The following is a 19,125-nucleotide window of genomic DNA, read 5'->3' as shown; positions in this document are numbered from 1 at the left end:
CGAACCTGTCGTTGCGGAGAACATCAAAAAATCCTACGGTAAAAAACAGATACTGGAAGGTGTTTCCCTTCACGTGAAAAAAGGAGAGTCCCTCGGTGTTGTTGGGAAAAATTCGGCCGGTAAGACAACTCTTTTAAAGATCCTGGCGACCATCCTGAAACCGGACGAGGGAAGACTGATCCTCTTTGGAAAAGATGCCCTCAAGGATCTCAAGAGTGTCCGCAAGAAGATAGCCTTCGTTCCGGAGTTTCCCTCCCTCCTGGAGGAACTCTCCGTTTATGAGAACCTTATGTTCTTTTCTCAACTCAAGGGTGCCAAAGTGAAGGATTCGTTGATATCAGATCTCATGCTGGAACCCTTTTTGAACACGATTGTCCAGAACGCTTCGAAGGGGATAAAACAGAGACTGGCAATAGCGGTGGCGCTTCTTGGTGAACCTGAACTTGTGATTCTCGATGAACCCACCAGTGGACTGGATGTGGAATCTGCAACCGTTGTGAGAGAGATGCTGAAAAGGTTGAAAGAAGAAGGCATCACGATAATCGTTTCTTCACACATAGAGGAAGACATAAAAAGTGTGTGTGACAGGATATTCTTCATCAACAATGGAGGGAGAAAACTGTGAACGAGATCGTGGTAAAAAAGCGTCTTGCGTTCGATGTTTTCGACTTCTGGGTTCACTCTCCTTCGATATCGAAAGAGGCAAAACCAGGACAGTTCGTCATCATCAGACTCCATGAGAAGGGAGAGAGGATTCCCCTGACTGTGGCCGACACAAAGCCTGAAGAAGGACTCTTCAGAATGGTCGTGAAGGTTGTGGGAAAGACCACCCACGAACTCTCTTTGAGAAAAGAGGGGGACACCATCCTGGATGTGGTAGGCCCTCTTGGAAACCCGAGTGAGATCAGAAATTATGGCAGAGTCCTTCTTGTTGGCGGTGGAGTGGGAATAGCCACACTCTATCCGATAGCGAAGGCTTTGAAGAACTCTGGAAACGAGGTAGTGGCCGTGCTTGGAGCCCGCACGAAGGATTATCTGATCATGGTGGATGAGTTCAAAGAAATCTCCGAGGTCTTCCTTGTAACGGACGACGGAAGTGTGGGCATGAAAGGTGTCGTTACCGATGCAATGGACAGACTGCTCAGAGAAAAATCCTTCGACGTCTGCTGGGCGATAGGCCCCACCATCATGATGAAGTTCTGCACTCTGAAGGCGATGGAGTACGGCGTTCCGATATGGGTCTCTCTCAACCCGATAATGGTCGATGGCACCGGTATGTGTGGTGCCTGCAGGGTAACAGTTTCGGGGCAGATGAAGTTTGCCTGCGTGGACGGACCGGAGTTCAGGGGAGAAGAAGTGGATTGGGATGAACTTTTGAAGAGGCTTGCCCAGTACAGAGAACAGGAAAGGATATCCTACGAAAGATTTCTGAAAACGGCAGGTGAAACAAAATGAACAAAAAAACACCAATGAGAGAACAATCACCCGATGTGAGAAAGAGGAATTTCAACGAAGTCGCACTCGGCTACACGCTTGAAGAGGCTGTAGCGGAGGCGCAGAGGTGTCTTCAGTGTCCCACACATCCGTGCGTGTCTGGTTGTCCGGTGGGAATCGATATTCCAGGATTCATAAGAGAACTTCGCGAAGGAAGGCTCGAAGAATCCTACAGGATATTGAAGAGTTACAACAACCTCCCCGCTGTCTGTGGAAGGGTCTGTCCGCAGGAGGTTCAGTGTGAGTTCCGCTGTGTTGTGGGAAAGATGAAGGACAGCGAACCTGTTGCGATAGGAAGACTGGAAAGGTTCGTGGCAGACTGGGCAGCCGAAAACCTCGAAGAGAAAGTGGAAGAAAGTGCTGGCCAGAGAAAGGAAAAGGTTGCCATCGTGGGTTCTGGACCCGCCGGACTCACAGCGGCGGCAGACCTTGCAAAAATTGGATACAACGTCGATGTCTTCGAGGCACTCCACAAACCAGGAGGCGTTCTCGTCTATGGGATACCGGAGTTTCGTCTTCCAAAGAGGATCGTTGAAAGGGAAGTCAACTACATAGAAAAACTCGGTGTGAGAATCTTTCTGAACACCGTCGTTGGAAAAACCATAAAGGTCAAAGATCTCCTGGAAGAGTACGATGCCATCTTCATAGGAACCGGTGCGGGAACACCAAAGTTCATGGGAATTCCCGGAACGAATCTGAACGGTGTCTACTCCGCGAACGAGTTTCTCACCCGGGTCAACCTCATGAAAGCCTATCTCTTCCCAGATTACGACACACCGGTTCGTGTCGGAAAGAGAGTGGCCGTTATCGGTGCCGGAAACACCGCCATGGATGCAGCAAGAAGCGCTTTGAGACTGGGAGCCGAAAAGGTGTACATCGTCTACAGAAGAACAGAAAACGAAATGCCCGCAAGAAGGGAAGAGTACCACCATGCCCTTGAGGAGGGAATAGAGTTTCTCTGGCTGACCCTTCCTGTTCGCTACCTTGGAGATGCCAACGGAAACGTGGAGGCAATGGAATGCGTGAGAATGGAACTCAAGGGAGTGGACAGATCCGGAAGGCCAAAACCTGTTCCTGTGGAAGGGAGTAACTTCGTTCTCGAAATCGATATGGTGATAGAAGCGATAGGTCAGGGACCAAACAGGGTGCTCCTTTCTGAGTTTCCAGGTCTTGAACTGAACGAGCGTGGTTATATAAAAACAGACAGAGACACGGGGGCCACCAGTGTGAGGGGTGTCTTTGCAGGTGGAGACATAGTGACCGGTGCCGCAACGGTGATAGAGGCCATGGGAGCCGGAAAAAGGGCAGCACAGTTCATCCATTCTTATCTGTCGGGAGAATGGGATCCGTGGCAAAAGTGATCTTCATCTTTGCCATGGATCTTTCCGGAAAGATCGCATCTTCGTTCAGCGGATGGAACTCCCCTGAGGACAGAAAGCACTTCAGAGAGGTCACCACAGAGATTGGAAACGTGGTGATGGGAAGGATCACTTTCGAGGAGATAGGAAAGCCCCTTCCAGGAAGACTGAACGTGGTTTTGACGAAAAACAGAAAGACCTCCAGCGATCCTTCCCTCGTCTTCTTCAACGGATCGCCAAAGGATGTGGTAGAATTCCTCGAAGGAAAAGGATACAGAGAGGTGGCCGTCATAGGGGGAAGGACTGTGTTCACTCAGTTTCTGAGAGAAAAACTGGTGGATGAAATGTTCATCACCATCGAACCTTACTTATTTGGAAGGGGAGTGCCTTTCTTCAGCGAGTTCGATGGTTTTTTCACTTTGAAACTTCTGGAGATATCGAGATTGAACGAAAAGGGCACACTGTTTCTCAAATACTCCGTAGAACACTCGCACCGTTAGGTGCGAGTTTTTTTATCAAGGGGAGGTGTTGATTTTGAAGAGAGACTTTCTTGGAAGAACACTCGCCGTCATAGAGGACCTGAGCGTTGAAGAGCAGATGTTTCTCTACGAGAAAACCAGGGAACTGAAAAAGCGATGGTACAGCGGAGAGGATGTGTCAGATTTCAGGATAAGAAAGAGAAACGTTGGTATATACATCGTTTTCGTCGAACCAAGTACCAGAACGAAAGAGTCTTTCATAAACGCCGCTAAGTTTCATGCCGGGCCGAACGTGAAGGTGAACATCTTCGATTCTGAACACTCCTCCTTCAACAAACAGGAAAGTTACACCGATACCTTCGCCATGCTCACAGGATACAGTGATTATTCCATATTCGTGGTGAGGACAAGACTCGAGGGAGTCTGCAGACTCCTTGAAAGAAGGATCTCCGAGTTTGCTCTCAGAAACGGCATAGAGATACCTTCTTTCATAAACGCAGGAGATGGAAAACACGAGCATCCTACACAGGAACTTCTGGACGAGTACACGTTTTTAGAACAAAACAACTTCGACAACTCTTACATACACCTGGCACTCGTTGGGGATCTGCTCCATGGAAGAACAGTCCACTCGAAGGTGAACGGTTTGAAGATCTTCAAAAACGTGAAGGTGGATCTTGTGGCTCCTGAAGAACTCATGATGCCGGAGCACTACATCGAGAGAATGAAAAAGAACGGCTTTGAAGTCAGAACCTTTTCCTCGATCGAAGAGTATTTGAACCAGAAAGATGTGGCAAAGATGTGGTATTTCACACGGCTTCAACTCGAACGAATGGGTGAAGACATCCTTGAAAAGGTTCATCTTTTGCGGGAGGCTGTCACGTTCAGAAAAGAATTTCTTGAGAAACTACCAGAAGGTGTGAAGTTCTACCATCCCCTTCCACGACACAAACTGTATCCGACCATACCGAACTTTCTCGACTCTCTTCCTTTGAACGGCTGGGAAACGCAGGCAAGAAACGGATACTGGGTGAGGATAGTGCTTCTTTCCATGTTCGGTGGGGCTATTGAGGCTCCCTTCGATACGTCGAAAAAAGCACCGGAGAAGGAGGAAGATTTCATCATACCGGCTCCCATCGTGCACGGTACAAAGGGTGTTCAAAAAGACGGAAAGAGGGGAATAAAACCAATAGAAAATGGAACCGTGATAGATCACATCGCCAAAGGAAAAACACCTGAGGAGATCTACGCCACGATCGTCAAAATAAGGAAGATTTTGAAACTCTACGATGTGGACAGTGCGGATGGTATCTTCAGGTCGAGTGATGGTAGTTTCAAAGGATACATCAGTCTGCCCGACCGATATCTTTCCAAAAAGGAGATAAAGAAACTCGCAGCGATCTCTCCGAACACGACTGTGAACATCATAAAGAACAGTTCCGTTGTGGAAAAGTACAGAATAAAACTGCCACCCACCATATACGGTTTTGAAGAACTGCGGTGCAAAAACGAAAACTGCATCACAAATCCTGCACACGGTGAGAACGTGTCTCCCTCATTTGTGAGAGATGAAAACGGCCGATTCATCTGTGAGTACTGTGAAACTCCCCACTCGTTCGAAGAGATATGGAGCATTTGATCTTTTTAAAAAGCAATCAAAGCGGGGATCTTTCCCCGCTTTTTGTTTTTTGTTTCCGTATCTTGTTTTTCTTTGAGTCTGTACCTCGTTTCTATACTTAGTTTCCATACCTCTAAGGAAGTATTGAAACTGAAGTTCTCCGAGTTCTTCAACTCAGGTGTGCCGCTGTTTCCATACCTCTAAGGAAGTATTGAAACGCTTCTTCACGGGAACGTCAAAGTACACACGCTTTCTGCGTTTCCATACCTCTAAGGAAGTATTGAAACCAGGTGCGAACCCTGAAAATTTACGAGGTTCGAACTTGTTGTTTCCATACCTCTAAGGAAGTATTGAAACCTACACGCTGTCTGGCCTTCCGGCGGGAGACCTCACAGTTTCCATACCTCTAAGGAAGTATTGAAACTTCTTGAGGATCTCGATTCGATCCACGTAGAATGTGGTTTCCATACCTCTAAGGAAGTATTGAAACCCGTTGGATTTCAAAGAAATTATACCACAAAGCATATCAAAAAGCAAGAGTATATGAGGACATACAGAAGGTGTTTCATCACAGGTGATTCTAACACACAGAAAGACCCAGTCAAGTACTGTTTGGAAAAATGGAATAAGGGAGCCTAGGTCAGGCCATTTTGAGGTGTTTTATGGGAAAATCAACTAGTTCCTGTTTTCACAAGTTTGTTTAAAAAGGTACTCCTTAAAAGGTTTGAGGCTAAGTGTGCAGTTTCTTTATTCATGATAGATACATGATAGAATATGAAGAAATATTCTCATGCCCTGTTTCACATTCTCGCTCATTATTCCATCTTCCATGCACACATCACCTCTCTCAAACCCGCATGAATTTTTTCGTTACCGGTAATTGCATACTCCGTACACTTCTTCCCATGCCAGTTACAACCACCCCCCACTTTGTGAATAAATGGAACTTACCCTGGTTTAGTAAATAAAATTATGTTGTTGTACACTTATAATTTTCAAACTAAGTCTTCAGGAATGAGAAAAAAAATAAAAGGCGGGGAACTCCCCGCCTTATTCTCTGATGTATCTCTGTGAATCGTCGTACTCTTCTATTACACCGTTCAACACACTCTGTATGTATTCTACGACGGCGTCTGACATGAGATAGCCCGTGTCGTATCCTCCCCATTCCTTCAGCATTGTGTATCCGTCACCACCACTTGCCATGTAGTTGTTCGTCACAACCCTGTATGTTTTTTTCAGATCCAGAGGTTCTCCATTCACCAGAACTTCTACGACCTTTCCGTCTTTGCTTCTCCATGTGAGTCCAGAGACCTGAAGGAACGCTCCTTTTCCTTCCGGTATTGTGGCGGCGTATTCGAGAACTTTCATAATCTGCTCACCGGTGAGTTCCAAAACGTAAAGGGTGTTTCCAAAAGGAAGGACCGTGAGGATGTCCCTCACAGTGATCTTTCCAGGTTTTATAGAGGCTCTTATTCCTCCACCATTTGTGAATGCTATGTCTGCTTTCACTTTCCATCTCATGGCATCTGTTATGAGGTTGGCAAGATTTGTACTTCTCGATCTCACGTGTTCTCTTTCTCCGTCAAGGAAGATCTTTGTCTCTCCAATCACAGTGTCGAGCTTTTCATCACCGACTTTTTTGAAATATTCGAGCGCTTTTGCGACGTATCTGTTCTCAAGGTAAGGCTTTCCAACGTACTCGTACTTTCCGTCTCTGTACACCTTCAAATTGACAGGAATGGCCTGCCAGTGCCATGCCACAATCTTTCCATCCTCTACATCCAGATCAAGCCTTCCCACGTATTTTCCATACTCACCCGCTGAAACTATTATCTTTCCGCCCACCACTTCTGAACCAAGAACATGACTGTGACCTGCCACAACCACGTCTATTCCATCAACCTCTGCCAACTGGTGCGTCGTGGTGATGTTTTCCTTTTCCGGCTCTCCCCAGTCAAGGTGGGCAAGGGCGATCACAACGTCTGCCTGGTTTTTCAACTCAGGTGCCATCTTCTGTGCCACCTTCAGAGCGTTTTCAAACTTCAGGCCTTCAAGATAGAGGGGTTCAAGGATCGTTGTCTCCTCTGTGGTGAAACCGATTATGGCGACTTTTAATTTGCCAAAATCTTTGAGTATGTACGGTGTGAAGAACGGCTCTCCGTTTTCCTTTAAGATGTTTGCGGAAAGAAACGGAAAATCAGCGAACTTCATCTGCTTGAGAAGAACGTCCCTCGGATTGTCGAATTCATGGTTTCCCACAGCCATGGCAGAAAGTCCTATCATGTTGTAGCCCACGATGTCCGGTATCGCATCCTGAAGGTCGGATTCAGGAACCCCTGTGTTCAAATCACCTGCGTGAAGGAAGATCACGTATCCTCCCTGCTCTTCGACTTCTCTTTTCACCTCTTCCACTATCGTTGCGATAGCAGCAAGTCCCCCTATTCCTGGATTTTGATATTCGTCGAACGTCCAGGCATGTCCGTGGGTGTCGTTTACATGAAGAATGGTGAGTCTTACACCAAGGAGAAACACACTGAGCAGAAGAACAAGAAACAGTACCAGATACCTTCTCATACCATCACCCCCCAGACAAATTGTAACCTCATAATGGTATCATTTGTACGATTTTCCACAAAACGAGGTGTTGTCCGTGACGGTCGATCCATCCCACACGATCCCTGTGAGTGTGACGGGAACGTTTTGCTCTCTGAACTGTCCTCACTGCGAAGCTCATTACCTGAAACACATGATCTCCGTTGAGGAGATACCAGTTTACGTGGAAAAAGGCTACAGAAGTTTTCTGATAAGTGGTGGTATGCTTCCCGACGGCTCCATTCCCTTTGATCGCCATGAAAATGAATTGCGAGAATACAAGAAAAAGTACGATCTTCTCTACAACTTTCATGTGGGCTTTCAGAAGTCTCAACTGGCAAGAGATCTTGCAGATGTGGTTTCCATGGATTTCTTCGGAGATTCAGCTGTTTTAAAGAAGATCTATCGACTCAATCTTACACCTGAGGACATTCTGAACATTTCTCGTTTCTACAGGAAAGTGGTGTTTCACATCACAATAGGAATACTCGGAGGACAGATCAGTCACGAAGAAAAAGCACTGGAGATTCTCTCGAAGGAAACAGATTCCATTGTTTTGAACGTTTTTATTCCAACACCGAACACCCGGTTTGGTGAAAGCCCACCACCTGATCTGAAAGAGGTCCTTCGCATCTTCGAAAAAGCAAGAAAACTGTTCAAAACAGTTGTGCTCGGTTGCATGCAACCAAAGGGTTTGTACAGAAGAGATCTTCAAAACATCGTGAAAGACCTCGTCGATGTTGTGACAAAACCTGTCGATGGATCTGGAAAGTTCAAAGGCTGCTGTGCCTTTGCTATTTCAGAGTGAATGTGACTTTTCCTGGTCCCATATCGAACGTTTGGCCGAGTGCCAGAACCGTTGCAAGTTCAATCGGAAGACCCTTCTTTGCGATCTTTTCCACGGTGGTTTTCACGTCGTAGACTACCCTGATCGTTTCGAAAGAGATCACACCACTTTTGACATCTACGATCATGTATGAAGCCCTCGGATCACCGTCTTTCGGCCTGCCTGCACTTCCAGGATTCAGGATAAGTTTACCCAAAACCCATTTCACCATGGGGAGATGTGTGTGCCCGTTTACAACAACATTTTCTTCAACAGTATGAGCTATCTCTTTCAGTCTTTCAGAGGAAGTGTCTGGCTTCACATACTCCAGAAGTTCGTTGAAGGGACTTCCATGAACGAGGAGAAATTTTACTCCTTCGACTTCAAAACTCATTCTTTTTGGAAGGGATCTCAAGAATTCTTTTGTCTCTTCGGAAGTGCGTTCAATGGACCAGTTGAGTGAGATATCACCCACTTCAGTTTCTCTTCCCGGTGAGTAAGAACATCCACAACTTTCCTTCGAATAGCCTACCGCATCGTCGTAGTTTCCCATGATAGTTTTGATGTTTTTTTCTCTTATCAACTGAACGACTGCCTCAGGGTCAGGTCCGTATCCCACAAGGTCTCCAAGACAAAAGATCTCGTCCACACCTCTTCTCTGTATATCTTCCAGAACAGCGTTCAGAGCCTCAAGATTACCATGCACATCACCGAAAAAGGCCAACCTCATTTTCTCACCCTTGTTTGTTTTAACATATGTATTTTACAGATCTTTTAAGAAACGCAAAGTTCTTTCGAGTCTTCTCAGTGTCCTTTCCTTTCCAAGCACCTCTATTGTTTCAAAGAGCCCTGGTGTGACCAGTTTTCCCGTCACAGCTCCCCTCACCAGCTGAAAAACCACCTTTTTCGAGGCAATGCCTCTTCCTGCAACCTCTCTCAGAACTCTTTCTATTTGCTCCATGTTCCAGTTGTCCAGCTTTTCCAGTTCTTTTTTCACCTCTTTCAGGACCTCTTCGGATTCCTCCTTTTTCAAGAACTTTTCGATGTAATCTTTTTCGTACTCGTACTCTTCGCTCAAGAACGGATACATGATATCGTACAGTTGAGAGAGTGTGTTCACCTTCTCTCTACATATACGAAGAGAATTGAGGAAGTACTCATCGTCAACATCGGGTATTGTTTTACCTACGTACTCTGCCCATTCTACGAATTCTCTCTTCAGATCGTCCAGTTCGATCCTTCTCATATGTTTTCCGTTCACCCACTCAAGTTTATGATAGTCGAATATCACTCCCTTGTTGGAAATGTCCCTTGGATCGAAGGACTGGAGTCTTTCCTCTATGGTGAATATCTCGTCTCCTTCCACTTTCCAACCAAGGAGAGCAAGATAGTTCATCAAAGCCCTGCTCAAAATTCCCTCTTTTCTGAAATGCTCAACAGAGGTTGCACCGTGCCTTTTGCTGAGAGGAGTTCTATCCGGTCCCAGTATGAGGGGAATATGCATGAAGACAGGAGGGTTCCAGCCGAACGCTTCGTATATCATGATCTGCTTTGGTGTGTTGGAAAGATGATCTTCTCCTCTGAAGACATGGGAAATCTCCATCAAATGATCGTCCACCACGACGGCGAAGTTGTACGTGGGGAACCCGTTCGATTTCATGATGATGAAATCCTCTATGGTGGAGTTGTCGAATTCCATCTGTCCTTTCAGCAAGTCTTCGAACGTGGTCTTTCCTGGAAGGACTTTGAATTTCACCGTGACAGGATGGCCTTTTCTGGCGTACTCTTCGGGATAGTCGAACGTGGAAAACAGTTCTCTGGTGGGATCTTCTTTATCGTATACAACGTAATAGGCCCTCTTTTCTTCCACCAGTTTTCTTGCGTGTTCACGGTAGATTTCGAGTCTTTCGCTCTGCCGATACGGGCCGTGATCTCCGCCTACATCGGGTCCTTCATCCCAGTCAAGTCCGCACCATTTCAGAGATTCAAGGATCTGCTTTTCGAACTCCCTGGAACTTCTCTCCAGATCGGTGTCCTCTATCCTCAAAATGAATTTTCCGCCCTCTTTTCTTGCGAACATCCAGTTGAAAAGGGCAGTCCTTGCTCCTCCAACGTGAAGGTGTCCCGTTGGGCTAGGTGCAAATCTAACTCTGACCAAATCGAGCACCTCCCGATTTTTTGAGTCCGATTTCTAATATATCAAAAAAAGCCCCGGTGATGAACACCGGGGCCTGGATTGGTTTCGTCCTCGATTATCTAACAGGTCTCACATTGACAGCCTGAGGGCCCTTGGTTCCCTGCTGGACATCGAACTCAACAGGTTCGTTTTCCCTGAGGGTCTTGAAACCATCCATCTGGATCGCTGACCAGTGCACGAAGATGTCTTCTCCGTTCTCCATGGTGATGAAACCGTAGCCTTTCTTGGAGTCAAACCACTTAACCGTACCTCTCATGAAAAAATCACTCCTTTTCAAAATCTTTCCGCTCAATGCGGCACTTCCTAAGTGTACACCCCGGAACGCGCTTTGTCAAAACGTTTGTTTTTCTTTCCTGAAGAAGGATACCGTATTTTGTAATACCATCGTTCATTATACGTCAGATCATCTTAACGTAAATTTACTTTTTAAAGGGGACATCTTCCACTATTCTTTATATGCAAAAACTCTTCAGGGAGGATCTGAAATGGAATACTGGGTGCGAAGAGCCCTTGAGGTAACCAAAACACCGTTTCTTCTTTTTGACCTTTCCGTTGTGGAGAAGAAATTCTTAGAAATGAAAGCAGCGTTGAAGGGTGCCGATATTTACTACGCTGTGAAAGCAAATTCCCATCCCCGTATTCTTTCGCTTTTGGCAAAACTGGGATGCAATTTTGACGTAGCATCGAAAGGAGAGATAGAAAAACTCCTTGCCCTTGGAATTTCGGGCAAGCGAATGAGTTTTGGTAACACCATAAAGAAAGAAGAAGACATAGCGTTTGCGTACAAAAACGGAATCAGACTTTTCGCTGTTGACAGTGAAATGGAGATAGAAAAAGTAGCGATCAGTGCACCGGGCAGCAGGATCTTCGTGAGAATAGCAACGGATGGATCCGATGCGGACTGGCCCCTTTCCAGAAAGTTCGGTACCGACCCGGATCACGCTCTGGATCTCCTTTTCTATGCAGCAAAGATGAAACTGATCCCCGCCGGAGTGAGTTTCCATGTGGGGTCTCAGAATCTGAACCCTGAAAGCTGGAGAAAAGCAATCTCTGTTGCTGGAAAGATCTTCAAAAAAGCCATGAGGTCCGGATTGAATCTCTTTCTGTTGAACGTCGGTGGAGGATTTCCTGTTCAACACAGAAAGCCCATTCCAACGATGGAAGAAATAGGAAGAGTCATCGAAGAAGCCATCGATGAAAACCTATGGTTCGTTCACGGATTGAAACTCATCTCAGAACCTGGAAGGTACATGGTGGGAGAAGCCGGCTGGCTGGTCACGAAAGTGCTTTTGAAAAGCGAACGAAATGGAGAAAAGTGGGTCTACCTGGACGCCGGTGTGTTCCATGGTCTTGCCGAAACCATGCAAAATTTCGAGTACGAAGTGAGAGTGCTGGGAAAAGAAAACGACGAACTGGAAGAGTATCATCTTGCAGGGCCAACTTGCGACAGTGTTGACGTTATATACGATAGGATTCTCCTCCCAAAAACCATCACCCTGAACGATCTTGTCTGTTTTGTCAATGCAGGAGCATACACGGTGGAGTACAACACGTATTTCAACGGAATAGAACCACCGAAAATGGTGTTCGTGGAGGAACTCACGGAGATTTCTCTGGAAGAGAAAATGAAGGCAAGTCTTCTTTAGTCTTCCATAACTTTCACATAAACGCTTCTTGTTCTTGGACCATCGAACTCGCAGAAATAAATCCCCTGCCACGTTCCAAGCAGCGGCCGGCCGTTCTCTATTATGAGTGTAACGGATGAGCCAACGAGAGAAGCTTTTATGTGGGAATCTGCGTTTCCTTCAAGGTGCGTATAATTTGCCGCGGCAGGAACGAGTTTTCCAAGCGTGGTCATTATATCGTGTCTTACGCTTGGATCGGCGTTTTCGTTTATCGTCACACCTGCGGTCGTGTGCGGAACAAAGACCACACAGATGCCGCTTTTCACCTTCGATTCCTCTATCACCCGAATAACCTCTGATGTGATATCGATGAACTGAGTACGGGAGGAAGATCGTAACGTCAACTTCTTCACCATCTTTTACACCCCCTACTTGAAGAACACGTTTGTGATTATAACAACGTGGCCTTCCCTTTCTTCCAGGTCTATTTTTATCTTGTCCTTTTCCACGTTGAACGTCTCAGAGAGCCAACTTGCGATCCTCTCCTTTATCTTGTCGGAGTTTTTATCAAGGACCTCCTTTGGAATGATCTCCGTTATGTTCATTTGCTTTCTCTTCGTCTGTCCGACAATTTGTTCCAGTCTTTTTCTGGCGGTATCCCTGCTCTTTTTCTTCTTTCCAAACTCCCAGAACAGAAACTTCATCGTATCATCCCCTCTTGAATTTTGAGAAGAAATCCTTTAGAGAATCAAAGAACCCCCTGGATACGGTTGCGAAATCTTCTTCCAGAGGCACCCTATCTCCCCGTATTCTCCTTGCAAGATTTTCGAAGTTTTTGGAGATCCTGGTATTTCCGTTCAAAGAAACGGGTGTTCCAGTGTTAGAAGCGATGATGATCTCCTCAGAATCCGGTATAACGGCTATGATCTCCAGAGAGAGGGTGTGTTTGATGTCATCCGTGGTGAGCATCTCTCCTTTTTTCACCATATGTGGCTTGAATCTGTTGATCACGACATGAATCTTATCATCCGAGAAGCCGAAGTTCTCCAAAAGTCCTATCACCCTGTCTGCGTCGGAGATAGCGGGAACCTCCGGGGTGGTGACCACCAGGATTCTTTCAGCCGGTGCTACAGCGTTTCTGAATCCCCTCTCGATACCCGCCGGGGAGTCGATGATTATGTAGTCGAAATTCGGCACCAGTTCTTTGACAATCGATTTCATGTCTTCAGGAGAGACCATCTCCTTTGTGGCTATCTGAGAGGCAGGAAGAAGGTAGAGGTTTTTCAGCACCTTGTGTCTGACCAGGGCCTCCTGGGGGGAGACCTTTCCGTTCACCACATCAATCAGCGTGTAAACTATTCTGTTCTCAAGGCCAAGTACTATATCGAGGTTCTTCAAGCCTATGTCCGCATCGATAAGACAGACCTTTTCTCCAAGTTTTGCAAGGGCACATCCGAGGTTGGCGGTGACGGTGGTTTTACCCACCCCTCCTTTACCGGAAGTAACCACTATGACGTTTCCCATCAATCCCACCCTTTCTCGTTTCAACTGAGTCACTTCCTCTTCGAATATTGTACAATAAAATGTGATCACGCAAAAAAGGGGTGGCATTATGATCAGAAAACTTAAACCGGAGGAAATAAACAATTTCGACCTTGACTTCATGAATTTCCGCACCACAGAGGAAATTCCTCCCAGTGAAGGGTTCATAGGTCAGAAGAAAGCAAGAGAAGCCATAGAGATGGGAATAAAGATCAGAGAGAAAGGCTACAACGTGTTCGTCACCGGTGTTACCGGGACAGGACGACGCACATTCGTTCAGATGATGCTCCAGAATGCAGCAAAAAACCTTCCCGTTCCAGAAGACTGGGGTTACGTTTACAACTTCGAAAATCCCTATGAACCAAGGGCGATATCCTTCAAACCAGGTCAGGGTAGGATTTTCAAGAAAAGGCTCGAGGATCTGATAAACGAAGTGGTAGAAGTTCTGAACAAAGCCTTCGAGAGCGAAGAATTCGCCAGAAGGATTTCTGAAATGGAAGAAAGATTCTCTCGTATGAGAAAAGAACTCTGGGAAAGTCTTGAAGCAAAGGCAAGAGAACTTGGTTTCATGGTTCAACTGACGCCCGCTGGTGTCGTGATGCTCCCCGTGGTGGATGGCAAACCCCTTTCACCAGAGGCAATAAACGCTCTGCCAGACAGTGCAAAAAGGGAGATCGAAGAAAGACAGATAAAACTGAAACACCTTGTCGATGGCACACTCTACAGGATCAGAAAACTGGATATAGAGTTCAGAAAATCCCTCGAAGAGTTTCACAAAAGAACAGCCCTTTTCGCTATAGAACCCCTCTTTTCTGAAGTGGAGAGCGAATTCGAAGGAGAAACGATAAGGAAATTCCTGGAGGATATAAAGAAGGACATAATGGAAAACCTGATCGATTTTTTGAAAATGGACGCCAAAGAGAGAAAAGAAATCTACATGAGGAAGTACTCCCTGAATCTGATCGTGGACAACTCCGGTCTGGATGGTGCCCCCGTGATTTACGAGACAAATCCCACGTACTCCAACCTGTTTGGAAAAATTGAATACTACGTGAGAGGAGGATTCCTTCAGACCGACTTCACGATGATAAGATCCGGAAGCGTTCACAGGGCAAACGGTGGTTTTTTGATCCTCGAAGCAGAAAGGCTCCTTAGTCAACCCTATGTGTGGTACAACCTGAAGAGAGTTCTCCTGGAAGGGCAAATCGGCGTGGAAAACCTGGAAACCACTCTCGGAATTTCCAATACCATCACGTTGAAGCCCGATAAAATCCCTCTCAACCTGAAAGTTGTCGTCATAGGAACACCCTATCTTTATGAACTTCTCTACGAACTGGATCCGGATTTCAGGAAACTGTTCAAGATAAAGGCAGAGTTCGACTGGGAAATTCCCAGAAATGAACTCAACGTCCAGAAGTACACATCCTTCATATCTGCCGTTTGCCGGGAGAAGAACCTGCCTCATTTCGACAAGGGAGCCGTGAAAAGAGTCATCTGGTATGCCATGAGGCACGCAAAAGACAGCACCAAACTCTCCGCAGTTTTTGGAGACATAGTGAACCTCATAGTTGAATCCGGTGAACTGGCAAGGATGGATGGTTCAACGGTAACCACATCCTCGCACGTCATCAGGGCCTTTGATGCGATGGAGAAAAGGAAGAATCTTCTTGAAGAAAAATACGATGAAATGATAAAGAAATTCGATCTCATGATCGAGGTAACCGGATCAAAAGTTGGTCAGGTTAACGGCCTGACGGTACTCGATCTTGGAGATTACTCTTTTGGAGTGCCTGTGAAGATCACGGCGAAGGTTTATCTTGGAAGACCAGGGGTTGTGGACATTCAGAGAGAAGCGGATCTCAGTGGAAAAATCCACAGCAAGGCGGTGTTGATACTGGAAGGGTTCCTCGGAAGCAGGTACGCCCAGGAATTTCCTCTCTCTGTGAGTGCATCCATCAGTTTCGAGCAGGTCTACAGTGAAGTGGAAGGGGACAGTGCTTCTCTTGCGGAAGCACTCGCACTTCTTTCGGCCATTTCTAAAGTTCCCATAAAGCAGGGAATAGCTGTAACGGGTTCTATAAACCAGCATGGAGAAGTCCAGCCGGTTGGAGGAATAATCGAGAAGGTCGAAGGATTTTTCAGGGCATGCAAGAGCCGGGGATTCGATGGAGAGCAGGGTGTGATCATACCAAAGGCCAACGCGAAGAATCTTGTGTTGAAAGATGAAATCGTTCAGGCCATGAAAAAAGGGCTCTTTCACATATGGACCGTGGAGACGGTGGACGACGCGATAGAGATCGTAACGGGAATGAAAGCAGGAAAACTCACCAGAACGGGTAAGTTCGAAAGGGGCAGTGTGAACTACCTTGTCTATCGTGAGCTGAAAAAGATGAAAAAACTCCTCGACGGTGCTTACGAGGAAAGGAACAAAAAGAAAAAGGGCAAAAAATGAGGCTACCGACGGTTCTCATCGGAAGGTACATTCCGACAGATTCGATTGTACACAAAATCGATCCACGTGCGAAACTCCTGGGCATGATTCTTCTGATAACTTCCATTCTCATCGTGCCCAATCTTGTTTTTTACATCGTTCCCGGTGCGGTCGTTTTTTTGCTTATACTTCTCAGCAGAACTGGGTTCAGGATATATCTTGCAGGATTGAAAAGCCTGTGGTTTCTGATAATTTTCGCTGTGGTGGTACAGTTTCTCTCACCTCAGGATGGCAGAAGAATCGTCTGGTTTATAACGGATAAGGCGATCCTGTCGGCCGTTTACATACTCCTGAGACTGCTTCTGATCATTCTTCTTGCAGAGAACTTCTCCGCCACCACCCCTCCCTTGCTGACGGCGCGGGCGATAGAGAGTCTCTTTTCACTTCTTGGGGCAAGAAAACTGGGCCATGAGATCGGCATGGTTATGACGATTGCCATGAGGTTTGTTCCCATTCTGGCCCTGGAAGCAGACAGGATACTGAAGGCCCAGATAGCCAGGGGGGCAAATTTCGAAAGAGGAAGGTTCATCGATAGATTGAAAGCCCTCGTTGTGATCATCGTTCCTCTGCTGGCCTCTGCCTTGAGAAAGGCAGAGGAACTCGCAACAGCAATGGAGGCTCGTCTTTACACGGGAGAGCCACCCAGGGTGAAGTACAGAGACCTTGAGTGGAAACTCACCGACACCCTGTACATTCTGTTCACTCTGTGTGTTTTACTCTTTGTTCTCTTCGGCCAGAATCTCTTCAATGGCACTCTTTAATATTTTTGCGGATTCTCTGAATGCTTTCATTTCTTCTTCGCTTAACTCAAGTTTCAGGATCCTTTCCACACCATGCCTACCAAGGACCGCAGGAACGCTGATACACACGTCCTGTATTCCGAGGTAATCCTCAAGGTACACCGAAAGTGTCAGAACTCTTTTTTCATCGAAGAAAATCGTCTCCACTATGTCTGTTACCGCAAGGGCAATAGCGTAATGTGTTGCTCCCTTTCTTTCTATGATCTCGTACGCTGCTCTTTTAGTCTTCTCTGCAAACTCTTCAAGGATATGAGAATCGCACCTGTTGCAGATCTGGCACATGTTTTGAAGGGGTATACCACCGATCATGGCACCGCTCCAGACTGGAACTTCAGAATCACCATGCTCTCCTATCACATACACGTGAACACTTCTTGGGGAAAAACCACAGTGCTGGGCAATCAGAGTTCGAAGCCTTGCGGTATCCAGAACGGTTCCCGATCCAAAAACCTTCCTTCTGTCCATTCCAGATTCCTTGAGGAAAAAGTAGGTCAGCACGTCAACCGGGTTTGTAACAACTATCACGATGGAATCAGGAGCGTATTTTGAAACGTTCCGGGCTATCTCTCTCATCACCCTGGCGTTTCTTCCAAGAAGCTGGAGCCTGGTCTCACCCGGTTTCTGCGGAACACCCGCAGCAATTACGATCACATCGGATCCTTTCAGGTCTTTATAGTCTCCTGCGTATATGTTTGTACGCCTTGTGAACGGTGTCCCGTGTATGAGGTCGAGGGCGTCTCCTTCTGCCCTCTTTCTGTCGACGTCGATCAACACCATTTCCCTTGCCAGTCCTTTCATCAGAAGTGCAAAAGCGGTACTGGAACCCACTCTTCCAAGACCAACTATGCCTATCTTCATGGATATCACCTCCGTGGTGATAGAATACAGACAGGGTGATGGCATGACGAAAAAAATACTGCTTTTTTTATCAATTAGTTTAGCCTTCTTTTTAATTATATCATCCATATTTTTCCTGAACAGAGTGGTGTCTTTTCTTTTCAAAGGAGAAGTGAAGAATCCTTATGTCTTTCTTGTTCTCGGAAAAGACGAAGAGATCGAGCACACCGTTCGAACCGATGTGATAGTGCTCGGTGTGCTCGACTGGAAAAAGGGAGTGCTCTCCTTTGTTTCCATACCCCGTGATCTGATGATTGGGGGAAGAAAGATCAACTCCATTTATAACTCCTTTGGAATTGAAAAGCTCTTTCAGATCGTCGAATCGATTTTCGGAATGAAGATAGATTCCTACGTGGTTTTCGACTACAGGGCATTCAGGGTTCTCGGAGATGAACTCGGACCGGTGAAGGTGATCCCGAACGAAGTGATGTTCTATGAAGACCTCTCTCAAGATCTCGTCATAGACTTCAAACCTGGTGTACCTTACATGTTGTCTGGCAAACAGCTTCTTGCGTACATTAGATACAGAAAGGACTCCATGGGGGATCTCGCACGAATAGAACGCCAGAAGGACGTGCTCAAAAAACTCCTCAGCAAGGCTCTGAACAAAAGTCCTTTTGAGATCTCGAACATATACAGAAAGGTGAGTCCCTACATCGAAACGAACATAAAACTCTCCGAACTTCTAACGCTCTTTTTGAAGGTAAGAGAAGGATTGAAGATGCAGTTTTTCACGCTTCCCTACGTTGTGAGTGAAAACGGAGAGGTCTTTGTGAACGAAAAGGAACTTTCTATGTTCAAGGAAAAATTGTTTGAAGAAGACAGCATGGAAACCTCTTCGTTGAATCTGGTGGTTGTGAACATTTCTTCACTCGTTTCAAGGGTGTTCGAGGCAAATCTAAGGGGTGTCTGGAAAGAAAGGGTAGGATTTGAACCAGATCGAGTCGTCTGGGAGGACGTTGGTATATCCAGAGAATTAGAAGGTGATCAGGTCTTCATAGCGCAGATAGAGAAAGAAAAAGAAATCCTGGAGATTCTCAAAAAAGCACACCCGTCGAGGAGGTTCACGGTTCATCGATTCGACAGAAAAGAAGATTTCGAAGAATACTATTTCATTCTGGAAAAACTGGCAGAAAACAGGATATACCTGGATTTTCCTGTTTCAGCGCTGATATTGATAGATGATTTCAGGGAGTGAGAAGA

General features: G+C 46.2%; 18 protein-coding genes and 1 CRISPR repeat array. Of the genes, 10 read left to right on the top strand and 8 right to left on the bottom strand.

What is annotated here, in order from left to right:
- Nucleotides 1-73 precede the first annotated feature (73 nt).
- The 5 genes from TRQ7_RS05430 to TRQ7_RS05410 are packed head-to-tail and all read left to right on the top strand — an operon-like array spanning nt 74 to nt 4,970.
- Nucleotides 74-625: an ABC transporter ATP-binding protein gene (locus TRQ7_RS05430; RefSeq protein ID WP_015919313.1), complete on the top strand. Its 552-nt coding sequence runs from the start codon at nt 74-76 to the stop codon at nt 623-625.
- Nucleotides 622-1,455: a sulfide/dihydroorotate dehydrogenase-like FAD/NAD-binding protein gene (locus tag TRQ7_RS05425; RefSeq protein WP_041844193.1), complete on the top strand. Its 834-nt coding sequence runs from the start codon at nt 622-624 to the stop codon at nt 1,453-1,455. The genes TRQ7_RS05430 and TRQ7_RS05425 overlap by 4 nt, the downstream gene beginning before the upstream one ends.
- Nucleotides 1,452-2,855 carry an NADPH-dependent glutamate synthase gene (gltA, locus tag TRQ7_RS05420; protein WP_041844192.1) on the top strand — a complete coding sequence of 468 codons (1,404 nt, stop codon included), beginning with the start codon at nt 1,452-1,454 and terminating at the stop codon, nt 2,853-2,855. The genes TRQ7_RS05425 and gltA overlap by 4 nt, the downstream gene beginning before the upstream one ends.
- Nucleotides 2,834-3,352 (top strand): dihydrofolate reductase, encoded by a 519-nt coding sequence (gene folA, locus TRQ7_RS05415; protein WP_144399096.1) that lies wholly within the window; start codon nt 2,834-2,836, stop codon nt 3,350-3,352. The genes gltA and folA overlap by 22 nt, the downstream gene beginning before the upstream one ends.
- Before the next feature lie 34 nt (nt 3,353-3,386).
- Entirely contained in the window at nt 3,387-4,970 is a 1,584-nt protein-coding gene (locus tag TRQ7_RS05410) for a bifunctional aspartate carbamoyltransferase catalytic subunit/aspartate carbamoyltransferase regulatory subunit (RefSeq protein WP_041844190.1), read from the top strand.
- Between the two features lie 100 nt (nt 4,971-5,070).
- Nucleotides 5,071-5,439: direct repeats of the CRISPR family, unit length 30 nt; unit sequence GTTTCCATACCTCTAAGGAAGTATTGAAAC.
- 560 nt (nt 5,440-5,999) lie between these two features.
- Here the strand turns inward: TRQ7_RS05410 and TRQ7_RS05405 are convergent.
- The gene (locus TRQ7_RS05405; RefSeq protein WP_041844189.1) at nt 6,000-7,526 is read right to left on the bottom strand and encodes a bifunctional UDP-sugar hydrolase/5'-nucleotidase; all 1,527 of its coding nucleotides are present in this window, start codon (nt 7,524-7,526) and stop codon (nt 6,000-6,002) included.
- Between the two features lie 76 nt (nt 7,527-7,602).
- On the opposite strand from TRQ7_RS05405, the gene TRQ7_RS05400 reads away from it, so the two are divergent.
- Complete coding sequence (locus TRQ7_RS05400; RefSeq protein WP_041844188.1) at nt 7,603-8,352, top strand: radical SAM protein; 750 nt, start codon at nt 7,603-7,605, stop codon at nt 8,350-8,352.
- On the opposite strand, the gene TRQ7_RS05395 is transcribed toward TRQ7_RS05400, so the two are convergent.
- The 3 genes from TRQ7_RS05395 to TRQ7_RS05385 all read right to left on the bottom strand — a co-directional run bounded on the left by TRQ7_RS05395 (nt 8,339) and on the right by TRQ7_RS05385 (nt 10,823).
- Nucleotides 8,339-9,100 carry a metallophosphoesterase family protein gene (locus tag TRQ7_RS05395; RefSeq protein WP_041844187.1) on the bottom strand — a complete coding sequence of 254 codons (762 nt, stop codon included), beginning with the start codon at nt 9,098-9,100 and terminating at the stop codon, nt 8,339-8,341. The two genes, TRQ7_RS05400 and TRQ7_RS05395, sit on opposite strands and share 14 nt — an antisense overlap.
- A gap of 33 nt (nt 9,101-9,133) precedes the next feature.
- Nucleotides 9,134-10,528 carry a glutamate--tRNA ligase gene (gene gltX, locus TRQ7_RS05390; protein ID WP_041844186.1) on the bottom strand — a complete coding sequence of 465 codons (1,395 nt, stop codon included), beginning with the start codon at nt 10,526-10,528 and terminating at the stop codon, nt 9,134-9,136.
- A 94-nt stretch (nt 10,529-10,622) separates the two neighbouring features.
- Entirely contained in the window at nt 10,623-10,823 is a 201-nt protein-coding gene (locus TRQ7_RS05385) for a cold-shock protein (RefSeq protein WP_038067352.1), read from the bottom strand.
- 229 nt (nt 10,824-11,052) lie between these two features.
- On the opposite strand from TRQ7_RS05385, the gene TRQ7_RS05380 reads away from it, so the two are divergent.
- Complete coding sequence (locus tag TRQ7_RS05380; protein ID WP_015919301.1) at nt 11,053-12,213, top strand: type III PLP-dependent enzyme; 1,161 nt, start codon at nt 11,053-11,055, stop codon at nt 12,211-12,213.
- Here TRQ7_RS05380 and TRQ7_RS05375 read toward each other — a convergent pair.
- Genes TRQ7_RS05375 through minD form a run of 3 tightly spaced genes read right to left on the bottom strand, consistent with a single transcriptional unit; the run spans nt 12,210 to nt 13,716 of the window.
- Nucleotides 12,210-12,608, bottom strand: coding sequence for a secondary thiamine-phosphate synthase enzyme YjbQ (locus tag TRQ7_RS05375; RefSeq protein ID WP_041844185.1), 399 nt, complete (start codon nt 12,606-12,608; stop codon nt 12,210-12,212). The genes TRQ7_RS05380 and TRQ7_RS05375 overlap by 4 nt on opposite strands.
- Before the next feature lie 12 nt (nt 12,609-12,620).
- A complete protein-coding gene (locus tag TRQ7_RS05370; RefSeq protein ID WP_015919299.1) occupies nt 12,621-12,896 on the bottom strand; it encodes a hypothetical protein in 276 nt (91 codons plus the stop codon).
- 4 nt (nt 12,897-12,900) lie between these two features.
- Nucleotides 12,901-13,716, bottom strand: a complete 816-nt coding sequence (gene minD / locus TRQ7_RS05365) for a septum site-determining protein MinD (protein WP_038067349.1) — start codon at nt 13,714-13,716, stop codon at nt 12,901-12,903.
- Nucleotides 13,717-13,804: 88 nt separating this feature from the next.
- On the opposite strand from minD, the gene TRQ7_RS05360 reads away from it, so the two are divergent.
- Both TRQ7_RS05360 and ecfT read left to right on the top strand, forming a co-directional pair.
- Nucleotides 13,805-16,186 carry an ATP-binding protein gene (locus TRQ7_RS05360; RefSeq protein WP_041844184.1) on the top strand — a complete coding sequence of 794 codons (2,382 nt, stop codon included), beginning with the start codon at nt 13,805-13,807 and terminating at the stop codon, nt 16,184-16,186.
- The gene (gene ecfT / locus TRQ7_RS05355; protein WP_015919296.1) at nt 16,183-16,986 is read left to right on the top strand and encodes an energy-coupling factor transporter transmembrane protein EcfT; all 804 of its coding nucleotides are present in this window, start codon (nt 16,183-16,185) and stop codon (nt 16,984-16,986) included. Before TRQ7_RS05360 ends, ecfT begins: the two co-directional genes overlap by 4 nt.
- On the opposite strand, the gene TRQ7_RS05350 is transcribed toward ecfT, so the two are convergent.
- Nucleotides 16,939-17,883 carry an L-lactate dehydrogenase gene (locus TRQ7_RS05350; protein WP_038067175.1) on the bottom strand — a complete coding sequence of 315 codons (945 nt, stop codon included), beginning with the start codon at nt 17,881-17,883 and terminating at the stop codon, nt 16,939-16,941. The two genes, ecfT and TRQ7_RS05350, sit on opposite strands and share 48 nt — an antisense overlap.
- Before the next feature lie 43 nt (nt 17,884-17,926).
- Here TRQ7_RS05350 and TRQ7_RS05345 point away from each other — a divergent pair, with 43 nt between their 5' ends.
- Nucleotides 17,927-19,120, top strand: coding sequence for an LCP family protein (locus TRQ7_RS05345; protein ID WP_041844557.1), 1,194 nt, complete (start codon nt 17,927-17,929; stop codon nt 19,118-19,120).
- Nucleotides 19,121-19,125: the final 5 nt, after the last annotated feature.

This window comes from Thermotoga sp. RQ7 (assembly GCF_000832145.1).
Taxonomy (GTDB): domain Bacteria; phylum Thermotogota; class Thermotogae; order Thermotogales; family Thermotogaceae; genus Thermotoga; species Thermotoga neapolitana.
The sequence above is the reverse complement of the archived record's forward strand: the minus strand, read 5'-3'. Positions and strand labels throughout refer to the sequence as shown.